Origin of the sequence: Janthinobacterium sp. SUN206, assembly GCF_030587305.1 — a bacterium.
In the GTDB taxonomy this organism is placed as follows: Bacteria; Pseudomonadota; Gammaproteobacteria; order Burkholderiales; family Burkholderiaceae_D; genus Janthinobacterium; species Janthinobacterium kumbetense.
Window position 1 is genome coordinate 152168 of record NZ_JAPWIB010000002.1, and the last position, 16308, is coordinate 168475.

19 protein-coding genes are annotated in these 16308 nt (G+C 63.6%); 15 read left to right on the top strand and 4 right to left on the bottom strand.

Annotated features, from left to right (window positions below; genetic code table 11):
* Positions 1–4: 4 nt before the first annotated feature.
* From O3300_RS13500 to O3300_RS13525, 6 genes are all read left to right on the top strand, one after another.
* The gene (locus tag O3300_RS13500; protein ID WP_305053225.1) at positions 5–1543 is read left to right on the top strand and encodes a class I adenylate-forming enzyme family protein; all 1539 of its coding nucleotides are present in this window, start codon (positions 5–7) and stop codon (positions 1541–1543) included.
* Positions 1544–1603: 60 nt separating this feature from the next.
* A complete protein-coding gene (locus O3300_RS13505; protein WP_305053226.1) occupies positions 1604–2770 on the top strand; it encodes an ABC transporter substrate-binding protein in 1167 nt (388 codons plus the stop codon).
* Between the two features lie 105 nt (positions 2771–2875).
* Positions 2876–3748, top strand: coding sequence for a branched-chain amino acid ABC transporter permease (locus tag O3300_RS13510; protein ID WP_035817692.1), 873 nt, complete (start codon positions 2876–2878; stop codon positions 3746–3748).
* Positions 3745–4707: a branched-chain amino acid ABC transporter permease gene (locus O3300_RS13515; RefSeq protein WP_305053227.1), complete on the top strand. Its 963-nt coding sequence runs from the start codon at positions 3745–3747 to the stop codon at positions 4705–4707. Before O3300_RS13510 ends, O3300_RS13515 begins: the two co-directional genes overlap by 4 nt.
* The gene (locus O3300_RS13520; protein WP_289898981.1) at positions 4700–5413 is read left to right on the top strand and encodes an ABC transporter ATP-binding protein; all 714 of its coding nucleotides are present in this window, start codon (positions 4700–4702) and stop codon (positions 5411–5413) included. The genes O3300_RS13515 and O3300_RS13520 overlap by 8 nt, the downstream gene beginning before the upstream one ends.
* Complete coding sequence (locus O3300_RS13525) at positions 5406–6107, top strand: ABC transporter ATP-binding protein (RefSeq protein ID WP_289898982.1); 702 nt, start codon at positions 5406–5408, stop codon at positions 6105–6107. Before O3300_RS13520 ends, O3300_RS13525 begins: the two co-directional genes overlap by 8 nt.
* Here O3300_RS13525 and O3300_RS13530 read toward each other — a convergent pair.
* Together O3300_RS13530 and O3300_RS13535 are read right to left on the bottom strand one after the other, a co-directional pair.
* A complete protein-coding gene (locus tag O3300_RS13530; RefSeq protein WP_305053228.1) occupies positions 6104–7528 on the bottom strand; it encodes an alpha/beta hydrolase in 1425 nt (474 codons plus the stop codon). The genes O3300_RS13525 and O3300_RS13530 overlap by 4 nt on opposite strands.
* Before the next feature lie 144 nt (positions 7529–7672).
* On the bottom strand, positions 7673–8602 hold the full coding sequence (locus O3300_RS13535) for an HDOD domain-containing protein (protein ID WP_305053229.1): 930 nt from the start codon (positions 8600–8602) through the stop codon (positions 7673–7675).
* Between the two features lie 34 nt (positions 8603–8636).
* Between O3300_RS13535 and O3300_RS13540 the strand changes: the two genes are divergently transcribed.
* Positions 8637–8837, top strand: coding sequence for a hypothetical protein (locus O3300_RS13540; RefSeq protein ID WP_305053230.1), 201 nt, complete (start codon positions 8637–8639; stop codon positions 8835–8837).
* 3 nt (positions 8838–8840) lie between these two features.
* Positions 8841–9425, top strand: a complete 585-nt coding sequence (locus tag O3300_RS13545) for a DinB family protein (RefSeq protein WP_305053231.1) — start codon at positions 8841–8843, stop codon at positions 9423–9425.
* Between the two features lie 215 nt (positions 9426–9640).
* Here O3300_RS13545 and O3300_RS13550 read toward each other — a convergent pair whose 3' ends face one another.
* The gene (locus O3300_RS13550; protein WP_305053232.1) at positions 9641–10243 is read right to left on the bottom strand and encodes a DUF5710 domain-containing protein; all 603 of its coding nucleotides are present in this window, start codon (positions 10241–10243) and stop codon (positions 9641–9643) included.
* Between the two features lie 415 nt (positions 10244–10658).
* The gene (locus tag O3300_RS13555) at positions 10659–11051 is read right to left on the bottom strand and encodes a VOC family protein (protein WP_305053233.1); all 393 of its coding nucleotides are present in this window, start codon (positions 11049–11051) and stop codon (positions 10659–10661) included.
* An 81-nt stretch (positions 11052–11132) separates the two neighbouring features.
* Here O3300_RS13555 and O3300_RS13560 point away from each other — a divergent pair, with 81 nt between their 5' ends.
* From O3300_RS13560 to O3300_RS13590, 7 genes are all read left to right on the top strand, one after another.
* Positions 11133–11672 carry a GNAT family N-acetyltransferase gene (locus tag O3300_RS13560; RefSeq protein WP_305053234.1) on the top strand — a complete coding sequence of 180 codons (540 nt, stop codon included), beginning with the start codon at positions 11133–11135 and terminating at the stop codon, positions 11670–11672.
* A gap of 109 nt (positions 11673–11781) precedes the next feature.
* Positions 11782–13380 carry an oleate hydratase gene (locus O3300_RS13565; protein WP_305053235.1) on the top strand — a complete coding sequence of 533 codons (1599 nt, stop codon included), beginning with the start codon at positions 11782–11784 and terminating at the stop codon, positions 13378–13380.
* 126 nt (positions 13381–13506) lie between these two features.
* Positions 13507–13758, top strand: coding sequence for a hypothetical protein (locus O3300_RS13570; RefSeq protein WP_305053236.1), 252 nt, complete (start codon positions 13507–13509; stop codon positions 13756–13758).
* Positions 13755–14000 (top strand): hypothetical protein, encoded by a 246-nt coding sequence (locus tag O3300_RS13575; RefSeq protein WP_305053237.1) that lies wholly within the window; start codon positions 13755–13757, stop codon positions 13998–14000. Before O3300_RS13570 ends, O3300_RS13575 begins: the two co-directional genes overlap by 4 nt.
* A gap of 156 nt (positions 14001–14156) precedes the next feature.
* Positions 14157–14828, top strand: a complete 672-nt coding sequence (lepB, locus tag O3300_RS13580) for a signal peptidase I (RefSeq protein WP_305053238.1) — start codon at positions 14157–14159, stop codon at positions 14826–14828.
* Between the two features lie 48 nt (positions 14829–14876).
* A complete protein-coding gene (locus O3300_RS13585) occupies positions 14877–15740 on the top strand; it encodes an NAD-dependent protein deacetylase (protein ID WP_305053239.1) in 864 nt (287 codons plus the stop codon).
* Positions 15740–16279, top strand: coding sequence for a hypothetical protein (locus O3300_RS13590; protein ID WP_305053240.1), 540 nt, complete (start codon positions 15740–15742; stop codon positions 16277–16279). The genes O3300_RS13585 and O3300_RS13590 overlap by 1 nt, the downstream gene beginning before the upstream one ends.
* Positions 16280–16308 lie beyond the last annotated feature (29 nt).

The following is a 16308-nucleotide window of genomic DNA, read 5'->3' on the forward strand; positions in this document are numbered from 1 at the left end:
CGCCATGGACATTCCCACCCTGCTGGCCGGCTTGCCGGCGCGCCTGTCGGCCATCCCGGCCCACTGGGCGGCGCGCGCGCCGGACGCGCCCGCGCTGCATGAAGCTGGCCGCAGCTGGACCTATGCGCAGCTGCAGCACAGTGTGGAAAGCGCCGCGCAGCTGCTGCGCCAGCTGGACGTGCGCGCCGGCGACCGCCTGATGGTGGTGGGCGAGAACAGCGCGCTGCAGGTGGCGCTGATCTTCGCTTGCGCCAGCATCGACGCGTGGATCGTCAACGTCAACGCGCGGCTGTCGGCGCGCGAAATCGATACCATCGCCACGCACAGTTCCGCGCGGCGCGTGCTGTTCCTGGCCGGCGCCTCGCCGGAAGCTGCCGCGCATGCTGCACGTCTGGGCGCGGCCAGCGCCACGGTCGACGGCATGGGCGAGCTGCTGGTCGGCGACTTGAACGAGGCAACTATCGTCGAAGACACGGTCCCCGGCAACGAACAGGTGGCCGCGCTGATCTACACGACGGGCACGACGGGGCAGTCGAAAGGCGTGATGCTCACGCACCGCAACCTGCTCTTCATCGCCGCCGTGTCCAGCACATTGCGGGGATTGAGCAGCACCGACCGCGCCTACGGCGTGCTGCCGATTTCGCACGTATATGGCCTGGCCTCGGTGGCCCTCGGCACCCTGTATGCGGGCGCCGCCCTGTACCTGGTGCCGCGCTTTTCCGTCGATGGCCTGCTCTCGGCCCTGAAGGACGACGGCTTGACCATCGTGCAGGGCGTGCCCGCCATGTACGCGAAACTGTTGCAAACCCTGGGCGGCGCCGATACCCCGCTGCCGACGAAGCTGCGCTTCGCGTATGCAGGCGGCTCGCCGCTGGCGCCGTCGCTCAAGCACGAGGTGGAAAAGCTGCTGGGTACCGCGCTGCACAATGGCTACGGCATGACGGAAAGCGCGCCCACCATCAGCCAGACGCGCCTGGAAACGCCGCGCCGCGACGATTCCGTCGGCACGCCGATTCCCGGCGTGGAAGTGCGCGTAGTGAGCGTCGACGGCCTTGACGTGGCGCCGGGTGAGCCGGGCGAACTGTGGATACGCGGGCCGAACATCATGGCCGGCTATTACCGCGAACCGGCCATGACGGCGGCCACCATGCGCGATGGCGGCTGGCTCAATACGGGCGACATGGCGCGCCAGGATCCCGACGGCGCCCTCTTCATCGTGGGCCGCACCAAGGAGCTGATCATCCGTTCCGGCTTCAATGTGTATCCGCTGGAAGTGGAAACGGCCCTGAACGCCCACCCGTCCGTGGTGCAGTCGGCCGTGGTGGGCCGCACCGTGGCCGATGGCAACGAGGACGTCATCGCCTACGTGGAGCTGGACCCGCGCCAGCCCGCCAGCGTGGCACAATTGCAGGCCTGGCTGGCGCAGACCCTGTCGCCGTACAAATGCCCGTCCGCCATCATCGTCATGGACGCGCTGCCGGCCGCCGCCACGGGCAAGATTTTAAAGGGGCAGCTGCGGCAAATGGCGCAGAATGCACGATAAGTTGACCATGTAATACCAGAACCGACAATAAAACCAAGCCACATCACCGGAGGAGACACGATGAAACGCACCTACACACGCATCGCCATGGCAGCACTGGTTGCCAGCGCCTGGATGACGCAGGCCAGCGCCGACGAATTCCTGGTCGGCGCGGAAATCCCGCTGACGGGCAACCTGGCGCGTGTCGGCGCCGGCATGCAGGAAGGCATCATGGTCGCGGCCGAAGTCTTCAACAAGACCAACGGCAAGCACACCATCAAGATCATCACCGTCGACGACGAATCGGCGCCCGCCAAGGCCATCGCCGCCGTGGAAAAGCTGGCCAGCCAGGGCGTGGTGGCCATCACGGGCGGCTATGGCTCGAACAATATCTCGCCCGCCTCGGACACGGCGAACAAACTGGGCCTCGTCTACATCACCTCGGGCGGCGTGGACGACAGCCTGGTGTCCAGCGGGCGCAAGAATTTTTTCCGCATCAATAACACGGCCGGCTACGAAAAAGCCATGCTGGGACTGCTTGCCGACGTGGGCGCCAAGTCCGTCTCCATCGTGTATTCGACCAAGGATGCCACCACGGGCCTGGCGAAGGACGTGGAAAAAGCCCTGGCAGCCAAGGGCGTGAAAGTGACGACGCACTCGTTCGACCCGGCGATTACGGACTTCAAGCCCATCATCAACAAGATCAAGCTGCAGGACAAATCGGAAGTGGTGGCCATGGTCGGCTATGAAAACGACTATGTGGGCATCATCCGCGCCGCCCGCGTCCTGAAGCCGAAGATCAAGGCCATGGTGGGCGTGTGGTCGCTGGCCACGCCAAAAATGGCGGCCGACTTCCCCGACCTGATGCCGAACGTCTTCGGCACAGCCCTGCTGCCCTTCCCTACCGAATTCAAGACGGCCGACGGCAAGGCGTTCAGCGACGCCTACAAGCAGCTGTACAAGAAGGAACCGGACTACCTGGGCCAGTTCGGCTATGTGCAGTCGATGCTGCTGTTCGAAGCGATCGCGCGCGCGGCCGACAAGGGCACCATCAAGAAAGGCGGCGTGGCCGAGGAAATGCGCAAGACGGACCGCGAAACCCTGATCGGCCGGGTGCAGTTCGCCGCCAACGGCGACAACCAGAACTTCGTGCACCGCATGGCGCAGCACCAGGACAAGAAAGTGGTGATCGTCTGGCCGAAGGAACACGCGACGGGCAAGCTGGCCTATCCAGCCCTGCCCTGGTAGGCAGCCTCCCGCTGCGCACGCGCGCGTCCGCCCGGGCGCGCACCGATGAACGGCAGCCCAGGCGCATCTTCGCGATGCCCTTGGGCTGCCTGACGGGATGACGACATGACAGAATTAATCTTGCAAGCCCTGTATTCGGGCTTGCTGCAGGGCGGCTCCTACGCCCTGATCGCACTAGGACTGGCGCTGGTCTTCGGCACCATGAAAGTGATCAACCTGGCGCACGGCGAACTGGTGCTGCTGGCCGCCTACATCGCCTACAGCGTCGAATCGGGCCTGGGCCTCGGTCCCATGTTCGCCATTCCCATCGCGCTGGTGATCGTCAGCCTGACGTCCGTGGGCGTCTACCTGATCGTCAGCCGCATCAAGAAAGACCGCGAAATCAATTCGCTGATCCTCACCTACGGCATCGGCGTCATCCTCACCAATTTCATCCTGCTCGTGTGGAAGGCCGACATCCGCTCGACGTCGTCGAGCTGGCTGCAGGAAGGGTTTGAAATCGGCCCGTTTTTCAGCATGCGCAGCGAAGTGATTTTCTTTGGCGTCAGCCTGGTGCTGATGGCGGCGCTGTGGCGCTGGCTGTCCACCAGCTGGTATGGCCGCGCCGTGCGCGCCGTCTCCAGCAACCGCGACGCGGCCAAGCTGATGGGCATCGACCCGGGCCGCACGGAACTGGTGTCCTTCCTGGTCGCCGGCATCCTGGCCGCCTTCGCGGGCGTCGCCCTGTTCAGCTATGGCGTGATCCAGCCGGCCTACGGCGGCGCGCTGACGGTGAAAGCCTTCATCATCACGGTATTGGCCGGCATCGGCTCCATCCCCGGCGTGCTGCTCGCCGCCGTGCTGCTGGGCGTGGCCGAAGCGCTGACCGTCACCCTGGCCAGCTCCGCGCTGCAGGAATTGTCCGGCATGGTGCTGTTCCTGCTGGTGCTGTTCATCATGCCGAACGGCTTGTTCGGCGCACAACGGAGGCGCGGATGAAGCGCTCGACACTGATATCCATGACGGGCCTGCTGCTGGCCGCCTATGTCGCCGTGCCGCTGGCCCTGGGCGCCAACCAGTATGTGATGAGCATGGTGGTGGCGGCCCTGATCATCGGCGGCGTAGCCATGTCCTGGGCCCTGCTGGGCAACCTGGGCGGCATGGTCAGCTTCGGCCACGCAGCCTTCTTCGGCGTAGGCGCGTATGTCTCCGCGCTGGCCACCGTAAAACTGGGCCTGCCCGTGTTTGCCGCCATGCTGCTCGGTGGCGCGGGCGCGGCCGTCGCCGCCGTCATCATGCTGCCCGTGCTGCGCCTGCGCGGGCCGTATTTTGCGCTGGCCATCCTCGCCTACGCCCACATCTTCCGCATCCTGGCCACGGAATGGAGTTCCGTGACGGGCGGCGCCGGCGGCATCAACAATATCCCGGCCTTGCCTACCGTCTTCGGCTTCGACCTGGCCAGCAAGACAGGCGCCTACCTGGTGGTACTGACCCTGGTGGTGGCGTGCGCGTTTGCCTACAGCCGCATCCGCGCCAGCCACTACGGCATCGCCCTGCGCGCCATGCACGACAGCGAAGACGCCACGCGCGTCGTCGGCGTCAACAGCACCCTGCTGAAAGGCGCCATGCTGCTCGTATCGGCCTTCATGGCGGGCCTGTTCGGCGCCTTCAACGCCCACTACATCAATTTCCTGGAACCGGATTACGCCTTCAACAGCCTGTGGGTGACCTTGCCCATCGTGGCGGCCATCTTCGGCGGCTACCGCACGATACTCGGCCCCGTGCTGGGCGCCGTGGTGGTCTACCTGGTCGACCAGCTGATTTTCAAATCGCTGATCCCCACGGGCCACCAGCTGGTGCTGGGCATGCTGCTGGTGGCGATGATCGTCTTCAGTCCGAACGGCTTGCTGCCGCTGCTGCGCAAACTCGTCAATGCGAAGGAAAAAGCACATGCTTGAACTCGATAATGTGTCCGTGCGCTTCGGCGGCCTGACGGCCGTCGATTCCGTCACCCTGAAGGTGGGCAGCCACGACGTGATCGGCCTGGTGGGCGCGAACGGCGCCGGCAAGACCACCCTGTTCAACGCCATTTCCGGCCTGGTGCGCCCCACCAGCGGCGGCATCAGCTTCGAGGGGCGCGACATCATGGCCACGCCCATGTACCAGCGCGCGCGCCTGGGGCTGGGCCGCACCTTCCAGATTCCGCAGCCCATGCATGAATTGACGGTGCGCGAAAACCTCGTCGTGGCGCAGCGCTTCGGCACCGGCAAAGTGGACATGCGCAAGATCGATGAAATCCTCGACTTCACGAGCCTCGCGGACAAGGCGCAGCGCGACGCGGCCAGCGAACTGGCGCTGACGGAATTGAAGGCGCTGGAAGTGGCCAAGGCGCTGGCGACGAACCCGAAACTGCTGCTGCTCGACGAAGTGCTGGCGGGACTGGAAACGAATGGCAAGCGCCGTTTCATGGGCATGCTGAAGGATTTGCATGCCGCCTTTGGCGTGGGCATCGTCATGATCGAGCACGATATCGAAACCATCAGCAATCTGTGCCAGCGCGTGGCCGTGCTCAATTTCGGCCAGCTGATCGCCGACGGCACGCCCGATGCGGTCTTCCGCGACCCGGCTGTCATCGAAAGCTATACGGGAGCCGCGCATGCTTAACATAGAGAATCTGCGCGCCGGCTATGGCGCCATCAATGTGCTGTGGGATGTGTCGCTGTCCATCCAGAAGGGCAAGCTGACCACCATCATCGGCCCGAACGGGGCCGGCAAGACCACCCTGCTGCGCGCCATCATGGGCTTGCTGCCCGTGGGCGCGGGCAGCATCGCGCTCGATGGCACGCCCATCAACGGCACGCCGACGTGGAAGATGAGCGACGCGAGGGTCACGATGATACCCGAGGGGCGCATGACGTTCCGCGACATGAGCGTGGAAGAAAACCTGATCATGGGCGCCTTTCCGAAGGAGCACCGCAGCCACATGCCTGCGCGCCTGGCGGAAGCCTACGCCATGTTCCCGCGCCTGCACGAGCGCCGCAGGCAGCTGGCAGGGTCCCTGTCCGGCGGCGAGGCGCAGATGCTGGCGATGGCGCGGGGCCTGATGTCGGACCCGTCGCTGCTGATCATCGACGAGCCGTCGCTGGGACTGGCCCCGCTGGTGGTCAACGAACTGTTCGAGATCCTGGCGCGCCTGAACGATGGCAAGCGCACCATCATTTTAGTGGAGCAGAACACGGCGCGCGCCGTGGGCGTGGCCGACCACGTCTACCTGATGCAAAGCGGCAAGGTGGCGCTGTCGCAGGCGGCCTCAGAGGTCGACCTCGAGCACCTGCATGCGCTCTACTTTGCGCGCTAGTCGCCGGAAAACACCAGCCCCGGCATCTTCGCCACGCAGTCGAGGTTCAGGGGCGCGCGCGGGTCGCGCAGGAAGGCCAGCGTCAGCTGTCCGCCACAGCGGTTGAACATGGCGCCATGCGCCTGGCCCGGTATCTGCACGAAGCGCGCGTTGGGCATGCTGCGCAGCAGGCGCCGGCCCCAGGCTGGCGGCGTCACGGGATCGAATTCGCCGGCCAGGATCAGTACCGGCACGTCGCTTTTCACGGCATCGTTTGCCTGCGCCGCAGCCGCTGCAACGCGCCAGGCGCCGCACATCCCGGGCGTCGCCGTGCGGTTATCCACGCCGCCCAGCCCCAGGGCCGGCGCCACTTGCGCAGCCATGCGGTCGGGCTGCTCGAACGGCATCTCCTCGCCGCACCAGATCGACAGGCGCAGTCCCCAGTTGAAACTGGAAGGCTTGCTGCGCAGCAATGGCAGCAAGCCTTGCGGGCGTCCCTGCCCCGCTTCGCTGATCAGGCGAGGCAAGGCGGGGATCAGCGCGGGCTGCTGCAAGCCCTCGGCCAGGGCATTGACGATATCGCGCCGGCGCAGCACGCGCCCGGGCGCCGCGATGCCGTCGCGGTCCGCGCGCGCAAGCAGCGCGTCCAAGCGTCCGCGCAAGTCCGGATAGCGCACGTCGCACGCAGGTTCCGTCGCGCAGCCGTCGAGGACCAGGTCGATGGCGCGCCGCAGCGGCGCGGCGGCCATTTCGTCATAGTTGATGTCAACCGGCAGCACGGAGTCGAGCACCACGCTGCGCACGCCCTCGGGATGGCGCGCCAGCACCGTCTGCGCCAGGCGGGTGCCGTAGGAGTAGCCGATCAGGTTCCACTGCGCGATGCCGAGCAGGCGGCGCAGATCGTCGAGGTCGTCCGCCGATTCCGCCGAGGTGTAGCCATCGAGGTCGATGCCGGCCGCCACCAGCCCGGCGCGGCAGCGCACAACGGCTTCGGTCTGCGCGGCCGACGTGGCCTCCGCCGCCCGCAGCGCGTTCAGCTCAGGACAGGCGAGCGAAGGCTCCGCATGCTTGTTGCCGCGTCCTTCCAGCAATATCTGGTCGCGTTCCAGCAGGAAGGGATTGCCTTTGCCGCTGCTGCGCCCGTCGATGCTGCTCAAGCCCGGCCCGCCCGGGAGATACACGACGGGATCGGCGGCGGGCGTGGCCGCGCCGCTACGGAAAATCATGACCGGCAAGGCGATGGCGCGGCTGTCGGCCTTGCCCCGATGCTCGGGGACGGTCAGCACGCCGCACTCTATCTTTTCGCCGGGCAGCACCGGCACCGCACAGGCGGACGCTGCGAAGGCCGGTTTGACGGGCAGTGTGTCCGGCGCGGCGGCGCAGGGCTGCGCCGCTGTTACCAAACACGCGGCGGCAAGCATGGAAAGGCGAAATGGAAGCAAGGAACCTCCTCGGCAGCATGGGCATACGACAGGATGGAGTGGTACATTGGCCACTCATTTAGTTGCCAGATTACCACGCAATCGCGGCCCTGACCGCAAGAATCTGCTACCGGGCCGGGGTGCAGTTCGACCGGCCTGCGGCCGTCACTCGTCGTCCTCGTCGTCGTCGTCGTCGTCGTCGTCGGCCAGCTTGTCAAACACCTGCAGCTCGGCCTTGCTCAGCCCGGTCATCACGAAGGGATCATCGGCAGGAAAGCGGCCAGTATCGACCAGCATGCGCAGCTTGCTCAAGCGATCGCCCAGCGCCAGCGCTTGCGCCTGCGGATCGGCGTGGTCATCGGTGCCGGCCTGCCCGATCGCGCGGGTCACGGACTCGGGAAACTCCCATAATTCGGCGATCCGTACCGACAAGATGCGCGCTTGCGCAAACACCTGGGCAATGAAAGCGTCCGATTGCGGGAAGGCATCGGGCGCGTGCATCTGGTCGATCAGGCGGAACGCCACCACCAGGCCCACATTGGCCATCAGCCCCGCCAGATAGGCGTCGAAGGCGTTGGCCTGCATTGCGGGCGCGACCAGGTTGGCCGCCAGCGCACATTTCTCGGACTGGCGCCAGATCAGCGGCGCCGTGCGTATGGTCAACCCGCCACTCTGCATGCTGACGATGGGGCGGAAGGCGACGCGGGCGAGCAGCATGCGCATGCCGTTTTGCCCGAGCAGCATGATGGCGCCTTCCATATTGTTGATCGACGGGCTGGCGTTGTAGCGCGAATGGTAGCGGGGCCGGTTCGCTTCGCGGTAGACCTCGGCGACCAGCGGCACGTCCTGGGCCAGCTGGCGCGACAGCTCGGCCGCGCTCATGTTTTCATTTTGCAAGGTACGCATCAACTGCGGAATGATGGCGGGAATGCGCGGCACCAGCGCCGCGCCAGCGATCGGTTCACTGGCCAGGCGCGTCAATTCGTCCAGAATCTGCTGTTCAGCCTGCGCTGTCGCCTGCGCCGAACCCGCGGCCGCCAGCCAGCGGTAGTAGATGGCATCGATTTCGGTGATGGTGGCTGGCTGCCGTGTCATCTCGGGCGCCGCCGCTGCCGTGACTGGCGCAAGCTTGCTTTTTTCGCCGCCGTTCAGTAATTTTCCTATCCAACCCATTTTGCTTTTCCAGCCCTATATGCATCACTATCGCGACATCCGCTGCGCGATTTTACTTGATGACAGCCGTGCCGGTGCGATGGGCGTGGCCGCCTTGGTCCACCTGCCGCAAAGTGCTACAGTGGCGCTCTCGCAGTTTCCCCTCCTTGCAAGGTAAATCATGAGCAATATGCTGGCCCGCTACGTCACCACCCAGGCGTACAACAACGCCTGGAGCAACCACCGCCTGCTGAAAGCCTGCGGCGAGCTAAATCTGGCCGAATTCCAGGCGACGCGCGTCAGTTTTTTCCCCACCATCCAGTTCACCCTGAATCACATCCTCACATGCGACTGGTTTTATCTCGACGCGCTGGAGCGCGAGCTGCGCGGCGAGGCGCCGCATGCCGACTGCTATGCCTTCTTTGAACAGGACGAGCCATTTGCCGACTGCGCCACGCTGCAGGCGGCCCAGCATGCATCCGACGCGCGCCTGATCGCCCACTGCCGCAGCCTGTGCGACGCCGACCTGGCGCGGCCCGTGACGATCCTGCGCGACACGCCGCAAGTCGATACGCGCCAGCGCATGCTCGCGCACTTGTTCCAGCACCAGATCCACCACCGGGGGCAAGTGCACGCCATGCTGGCCGGCACGCGCATCGCGCCGCCCCAGCTCGACGAATTCTATTGCGCCGGCGAAGCGGGAGAGCGGGCGCAGGACTTCCTGGAACTGGGCTGGACGGAAGACGACGTGTGGGGGCCACGCTGAATGCAAACATGAGAAAACTTCTTAGATGCAATTGAAATAAGAGAAATCGCAGCTAACGATAGTGCTAGAGCAGCAAGTTGTTGATCGGAATACCGACTACAAGTATTGAACAATGCTCTACGTATGCAATCCTCGATACCATTGTCGCGGGAAACTTCACTGTTGAGTTGCAGCGAAATATGACCTACTTTAGCGCGGATACCAGCCACGAATCGTCAGTTGTCTTCGAATAGTCCGCCATACGCAGCATCTCCATTACAGCAAAATGGCTCATGCACAGATTGAAGTGAAATCTTTGAATTGGCATACTCGTCCATCGGAAAGAAAGCGCCCCCAGGCTCACAATATATCGCGAAATCGCCGTGTTTCATACCGCAGTTTTCACAGTGGTTCATCCAATATGAGCTGTTGGTAGTTTTGCTGAAGTCCACGTAATAGTGACGTGTTATCAGTTTAAGACGAGCGATAACGGTAGGTGGAAGATCAGTAACGTAAAGAGCCATCGCCGAACTATCGTGCTCATACCATTCATCGACACCGTCCTCGTCCTGTTCTACCGTCTGATGCCCTGGTGGCAAAACAAATCCATATACTCGCGTCAACTCGTCGCACTTCCAGCAAACTGTCTCTGTTTGAGCGATACCATAACGCTGTGATCGAATATTAACGTCCGGTACCGTCGGCAGCCAACGACCAAAAGCACTGGAGTCCACACCGTCAGGCACAAACCAAACCTTCAGGGTAGCATCCCATCGAGCTCCAAGTTGCTTGGCTTCGTCTTTCTCAGAAAACGGTACGTTGAGATTAATACGTGCCATACGGTTCCTCCTCACCTTTTATTAGTCGTCAATAATAAAATTGATTGGCGTCACCACAACACTGACTTTGCACAACCGAATATCCTTGAATTATATAACGAGCCAGTGCCAGGTAAATTCCGCTTCCGAACAATTCTTGCTTTTTAAATGCATCAATTAACCGCGACAATATTCTCGACCTCAAAAAACCAATGGATAAGAAACTCGGATTCCGGAGGCTGCTTATCGCAGATGCAAAATCTTCTTATTTTTAAAATTCATCATCCCAAACAATAATTTTTCAAATGCAAATTAGCTGTAGTTTGATGACCAAACCAAGTCTAACTTTTCTAATGAGGAAATGTATTTGAGGACGAAGTATGCTTTTGTTTGACGAATGTAGAAGCTTCATCTGATGGTTTACTAGCGGCCGGAATTATTCCCCGGCGTGGCAGCACACGCACAGCTTGTTACCATCGAGGTCGCGGAAGTAGGCGCCATAGTAATGGGCGTGGTAATGGGGCCGCAGGCCGGGCGGCCCTTCGCACACGGCGCCCAGCGCCAGCGCGGCCCGGTGGCAGCGGTCCACCTGCGCGCGGCTGGCCGCCAGCAAGGCCGTCATCTGGCCATTGCCGGGAGCCGCCGGCAAGCCGTCGTGCGGCGCCGTCAGCACGAACAAGGGCCGCGGCGCATCCTGCGCCATCCAGCCCGCCCAGGGCTTGTCCCGGTCATGGAATTTTTCGATCAAGCCCAGCTCTCCCAGCAGGGCAGTGTAGAACGCGTAAGCGCGGGAAAAGTCGTTGGTGCCGAGACAGATATGGGACAGCATGCTGCTCCTTCATGAATTCATGCATGTGCGGCGAGATGCGCGAGCTGATTATAATGGCGCATCGCATTCCCACACGATCCCATGCCAGACCTCGACCTCCTTCAGTTGTTCGCCCCCTCCAGCGCCGACCTTTCCGCCTTGCTGGCCTTCGAACTGGAAAACCGCGCGTACTTTGAAAGCTGGGTCACGGCGCGCGCGCCATCCTATTACCACCAGGAAGCCATCGCCGCCGCCATCGAGCAGGCGCAGCGCGAACGCCAGCAGGATCTCGCCTACCAGTATCTGGCCAAGCTGGACGGGCAAATCATCGGCCGGGTCAACTTGACGGCCGTCACGCGCCCCTATTTCAACAAGGCGACGCTCGGCTACCGCATCGGCGAACGGTTCGGCGGACGCGGCTACGCCACGCGCGTGGTGGCCCTGCTGCTGGAAGAGGCTTTCGGCACGCTGGACCTGTGGCGCGTGGAAGCGACGGCGCGGCCGCAAAACCTGGGCTCGGTCGCCGTCATGCAGCGCAACGGCTTTCACCAGTATGGCCGTTCGGAAAAAGCCATGCGCTTCCAGGATGCCTGGTCGGACTTGCTGTACTTTGAACGGCGCAAGGAACACGCGGGCGCCTGAAAAACCGAGCAACTGCTCTCTAAAACAGGCGGCCCTTACCTGATGTTGTAAAATAGGCAAATGTGGCGCGACGTCGGCCATGTCGCTTGCCAGCCTTTCGCACACGCGGATGCACTCACACTCAGGGAACAACATGCGCAATACAGACAAGAAAGCCTACCTCGTCGGCGGCGGCATCGGCTCGCTGGCCGCGGCCGCCTTCATGATACGCGACGGCGGCATGCAAGGCAGCAACATCACCATTTTCGAAGCGTCGCCCGTGACCGGGGGCAGCCTCGACGGCGGCGGCAATGCCGAAGATGGCTATACCCTGCGCGGCGGGCGCATGCTGACCACCGACAATTACGAGTGCACCTGGGACTTGTTCAAGAGCATCCCCTCGCTCGAGCATGCGGGCCAGAGCGTCTACGACGAAACCGTCGCCTTCAACGAACTGCACCTTCCCCACTCGCGCGCGCGCCTGGTCGACCGCAACCGTTTCAAGGTCGACGTCAGCAGCATGGGCTTTTCCATGCAGGACAGGCTGGAATTGCTGAAGCTGACGGAAGCGGACGAAGACACGCTGGGCAGCGGCGCCATCACGGACTGGCTCTCGCCCGCATTCTTCGACACCCGGTTCTGGACCATGTGGGCCACCACGTTCGCCTTCCAGCCCTGGCACAGCGCCGTCGAGTTCAAGCGCTACCTGCACCGCTTCATGCTGGAGTTTTCGCGCATCGAAACCCTGGCCGGCGTCAAGCGCACCGTCTACAACCAGTACGATTCGCTGGTGCGCCCGCTGGTCGCCTGGCTGCAGGCGCAAGGCGTGAACCTCATCATGGATTGCACGGTGACCGATATCGAGGTGCAAGAATCCGATGGCCGCCTGAGCGCCACCGCCATTGCCTGCCAGCGCCGCGGCCTGGCCGACGTGGTCCCCGTCGCCGCGGACGACCTGGTGTTTTTCCAGAATGCCTCGATGACGGATGCGTCCAGCTATGGCAGCATGCACCGCCCGCCCGCCAGGCGCACGAAGCACGACAGCCAAGGCTGGCGCCTGTGGGAAAAGCTGGCCGAGGGACGCCCGCAACTGGGCCGTCCCGCCGCTTTCAACAGCAGCATCGCCGAATCGTACTGGGCCTCGTACACGGTCACCCTGAAGGACGGCGCCTTCTTTGACAGGATGGAACGCTTCACGGGCAACAGCGCGGGCACAGGCGGCCTCGTCACCTTCAAGGACAGCAACTGGCTCATGTCCATCGTGCTGGCGCACCAGCCCCATTTCGCCGGCCAGCCCGCAGGCGTGCAAGTATTCTGGGGCTATGCGCTGCACCCTGACCGCATCGGCAACTTCGTCGCCAAGCCCATGTCCGACTGCAGCGGCGAGGATATCCTGCGCGAGCTGTGCGGCCACCTGAACTTCGACCTCGAGCTCATGGCCACGGCGAACTGCATTCCCTGCCGCATGCCGTACATCACCAGCATGTTCATGCCCCGCGCGAAGAGCGACCGTCCCCTGCCCGTGCCGGCCAGCTCCGTCAACCTGGCCTTCGTCAGCCAGTTCGTGGAAATCGCCGACGATGTCGTCTTCACCGTGGAATACTCGGTGCGCGCGGCGCAGACGGCCGTCTACCAGCTGCTGGACGTGCAGCGGGAAGTGCCGGCCATCCACGCGCACGACAAGTCGCTGAAGGTCAAGCTGGACGCCGTCATCAAGGCGTTCAAATAGCCGTATTTTGCGGGCTCAACGCCGTTTTCAGGCTATCGGCCGCGACTTTGTGGCAGCGCAAGGCACCGTGATAATGGACTGATAACGTCAAGGTTCGGGAATCTTATCTATCTTGCAAAGTCCAACATGAAAGTGCGGCTATGCCTGTTCGAACATGTGCTGCTGGTGCTGGCATTGGCCGTCGCCATCTTTGCCGCCGCCATCGTGCTGGCACGCATGACGCAGTGGGCGGAAGCGCAGGAATTGCCCGTCTACCTCGTGCAGGGCATGCACCTGGTAGGCAAGGTGCTGTTTTTCCTGGATGGCTGCATCGTCATTGCCGTCAGCAGCATTCTGGCCGCCCGGCTGTTCCGCCTGCTCACCAAGGAGGATTTATGAACGACCTTCACTACCTGTTCACGCTCCGGCATCCGCGCCGCTTCTGGTACAGCGCCATCGTCATCGCCGTGGCCTCGGCCATCCTGCTGGGTCCATGGCTCGACAGTATTCCCTGGCTGGTGGCGATCCCCTTCGTGGCCGGCGGCTTGCTGGTGGCGCTCGGCGAACTGTGGGACGAGATGCATGGCAAGCGCCGGCGCAACGGCGACGACGATGCGCATGCGCCGTGCCGGCATCCCTGAGACAGGGTGATGCGTGCACGCAACAATACTCACGCCATCGGTCGCGCCTGCGTTGATTTAAGACTGGCTTCAGCCTTGCCGTGCATCGTGATATGGCGTCAGCAGCAATGGCGTTTCCCTTCACCCTCACGGGCACTGCCCAGCGAAAGAGCCGACATGAGCACATGGATGCGCGCCAACAAAGGTTTTTTGATGTTCCTCCTGCTGTTCGGCGTGTTCCGCACGGCCGTGGCGGACTGGAATCCCATCCCGTCGGCGTCCATGCGCCCCAACCTGCTCGAAGGCGACGTGGTCTTCGTCAACCGCCTCGCCTTCAACCTGAAAGTGCCGCTCACCGATATCGTGCTGCAGCGCCTGGGCGAACCGCAGCGGGGTGACATCGTCACCTTTTCTTCGCCGAAAGACGGCACGCGCCTGATCAAGCGCATCGTCGCCCTGCCCGGCGACACGGTGGAAATGCGCGATGAGCAGCTGGTCATCAATGGCCAGCCCGCCCAGTACACGGCGCTCGACACGGCCCCTGAAACCATCGCCCACGTGGGCCAGCTGACGGCGCAACGCATCCGCGAACGCAACCAGACCGAGCAGCACCGCATCCAGGTCTTGCCGCAAATCGCGGGCGCAGCGCGCAGCTTTGCCCCCGTGACGGTGCCAACCGACCATTTCCTCATGCTGGGCGATAACCGCGACAACAGCGCCGATTCGCGCTACTTCGGCTTCGTGCCGCGCGCGTTGCTGATCGGCAAGGCCGAGCGCATCCTCGTGTCGGCCAATATCCAGGAGCATTGGCAGCCGCGGCTGCAGCGCTTCGGCATGAAGCTGGAATAAACATCCCTCCTGCAACGGCGCCATGCTTTTCGGTTAGCATGGCGCATCATGCAAAATTTTTCCTCAGCCAGCCTGCGGTCCGCCAGCGACGATCTTGCCCTCGAGCAACTGGCGCAGTTCCTGCGGCGCCATCCCGACGTGCTGCTGCTGACGGGCGCCGGCATCAGCACGGCGTCCGGCATACCCGATTACCGCGACACGCAAGGCGTGCGGCGTGGCAATGCGCCAGTGCAAGGCCCCGATTTTCGCCGCCAGGAAGCCGTGCGCCGCCGCTACTGGGCGCGCAGCATGGTGGGCTGGCCAACCCTGGCGCGCGCTACGCCGAATCCCGGTCACCTGGCCATCGCGCAACTGGCCCGGCGCGGGAGAATAGGCGGCCTGGTCACGCAAAACGTGGATGGACTGCATCAGCAAGCGGGCAGTACCGCCGTCACGGAGTTGCACGGCAGCATACATGGCGTGGTCTGCCTCGATTGCCATACCCGCCACACGCGCCGCCTGATCCAGGATCAGCTCGAACACGACAATCCGCAGCTGCTGGGCGCCACGGCCACGCCGGCGCCTGACGGCGACGCCTTGCTGGAGCCGTCGCAGCTGGCCACCTTCCACCTGCCCGTCTGTCCCCGCTGCGGCAGCACCCTGCAGCCGGACGTGGTGTTTTTCGGCGATGGCGTACCCGCCGCCTGTGCGGCCGAAGCCGAGCGCAAAATGATGGAAGCTGGCGCCCTGCTAGTGGTGGGCTCGTCCGTCATGGTGTATTCCAGCTTTCGCCTGTGCCGCATGGCAGCCGAAACGGGCAAGCCCGTGGCCGCCATCAACCTGGGCAAGACGCGCGCCGACCATTTGCTGGCCTTCAAGACGGAAGCGCCGGCGCAAGATACCCTGCCGCTCATCGCGGCCATGCTGGATTGATGCGGTCCCTGCCGCCGCCACGGGAATCGGCACGCATGCTGGCCGGTGCCGGCATCGCCGTGCTGCTGCATGTGCTGCTATGGCAAGTACTGCGTTCAAACAAGCTGCCGGTCCCCCCTTTGCTGCCGCAGCGCAGCATGCAAATGCTGTTTTTGGCCCCCGTAGCGCGGCCCGCGCGCCCCCTGCCGCCAGCCGTCTCAAAAAGCCAGGCGCGACCCCGGCATGCCGTGGCCATCACGCCAGCGCCACCAGCAATGCCCGCGCCCACTGCCGACGCCGCAGCATTGCCGCCGCCCGCTGCGCTCGATCTTGACGCCTTGAAACGCCAGGCCAGGGAAGCGGCGCGCCAGGAGGGGCCATCCCTCGCCGGGCCAGCATTGACAACCAGCAACAAGACGGCGCAAGCCATCACCAGCGCCGCGCGGCCCAGGTGCGACAACGATTACAAGCCACGGCTGGGCAATGTGGAATTCACCGGCCTGGCCAAGCTGCCCTTCCTGCTGAAAGGCGCGACGGGCGACAGCGGCTGCAAGTGGTGACGCGCCTCCGGCGCCCGCCCATGACAGCG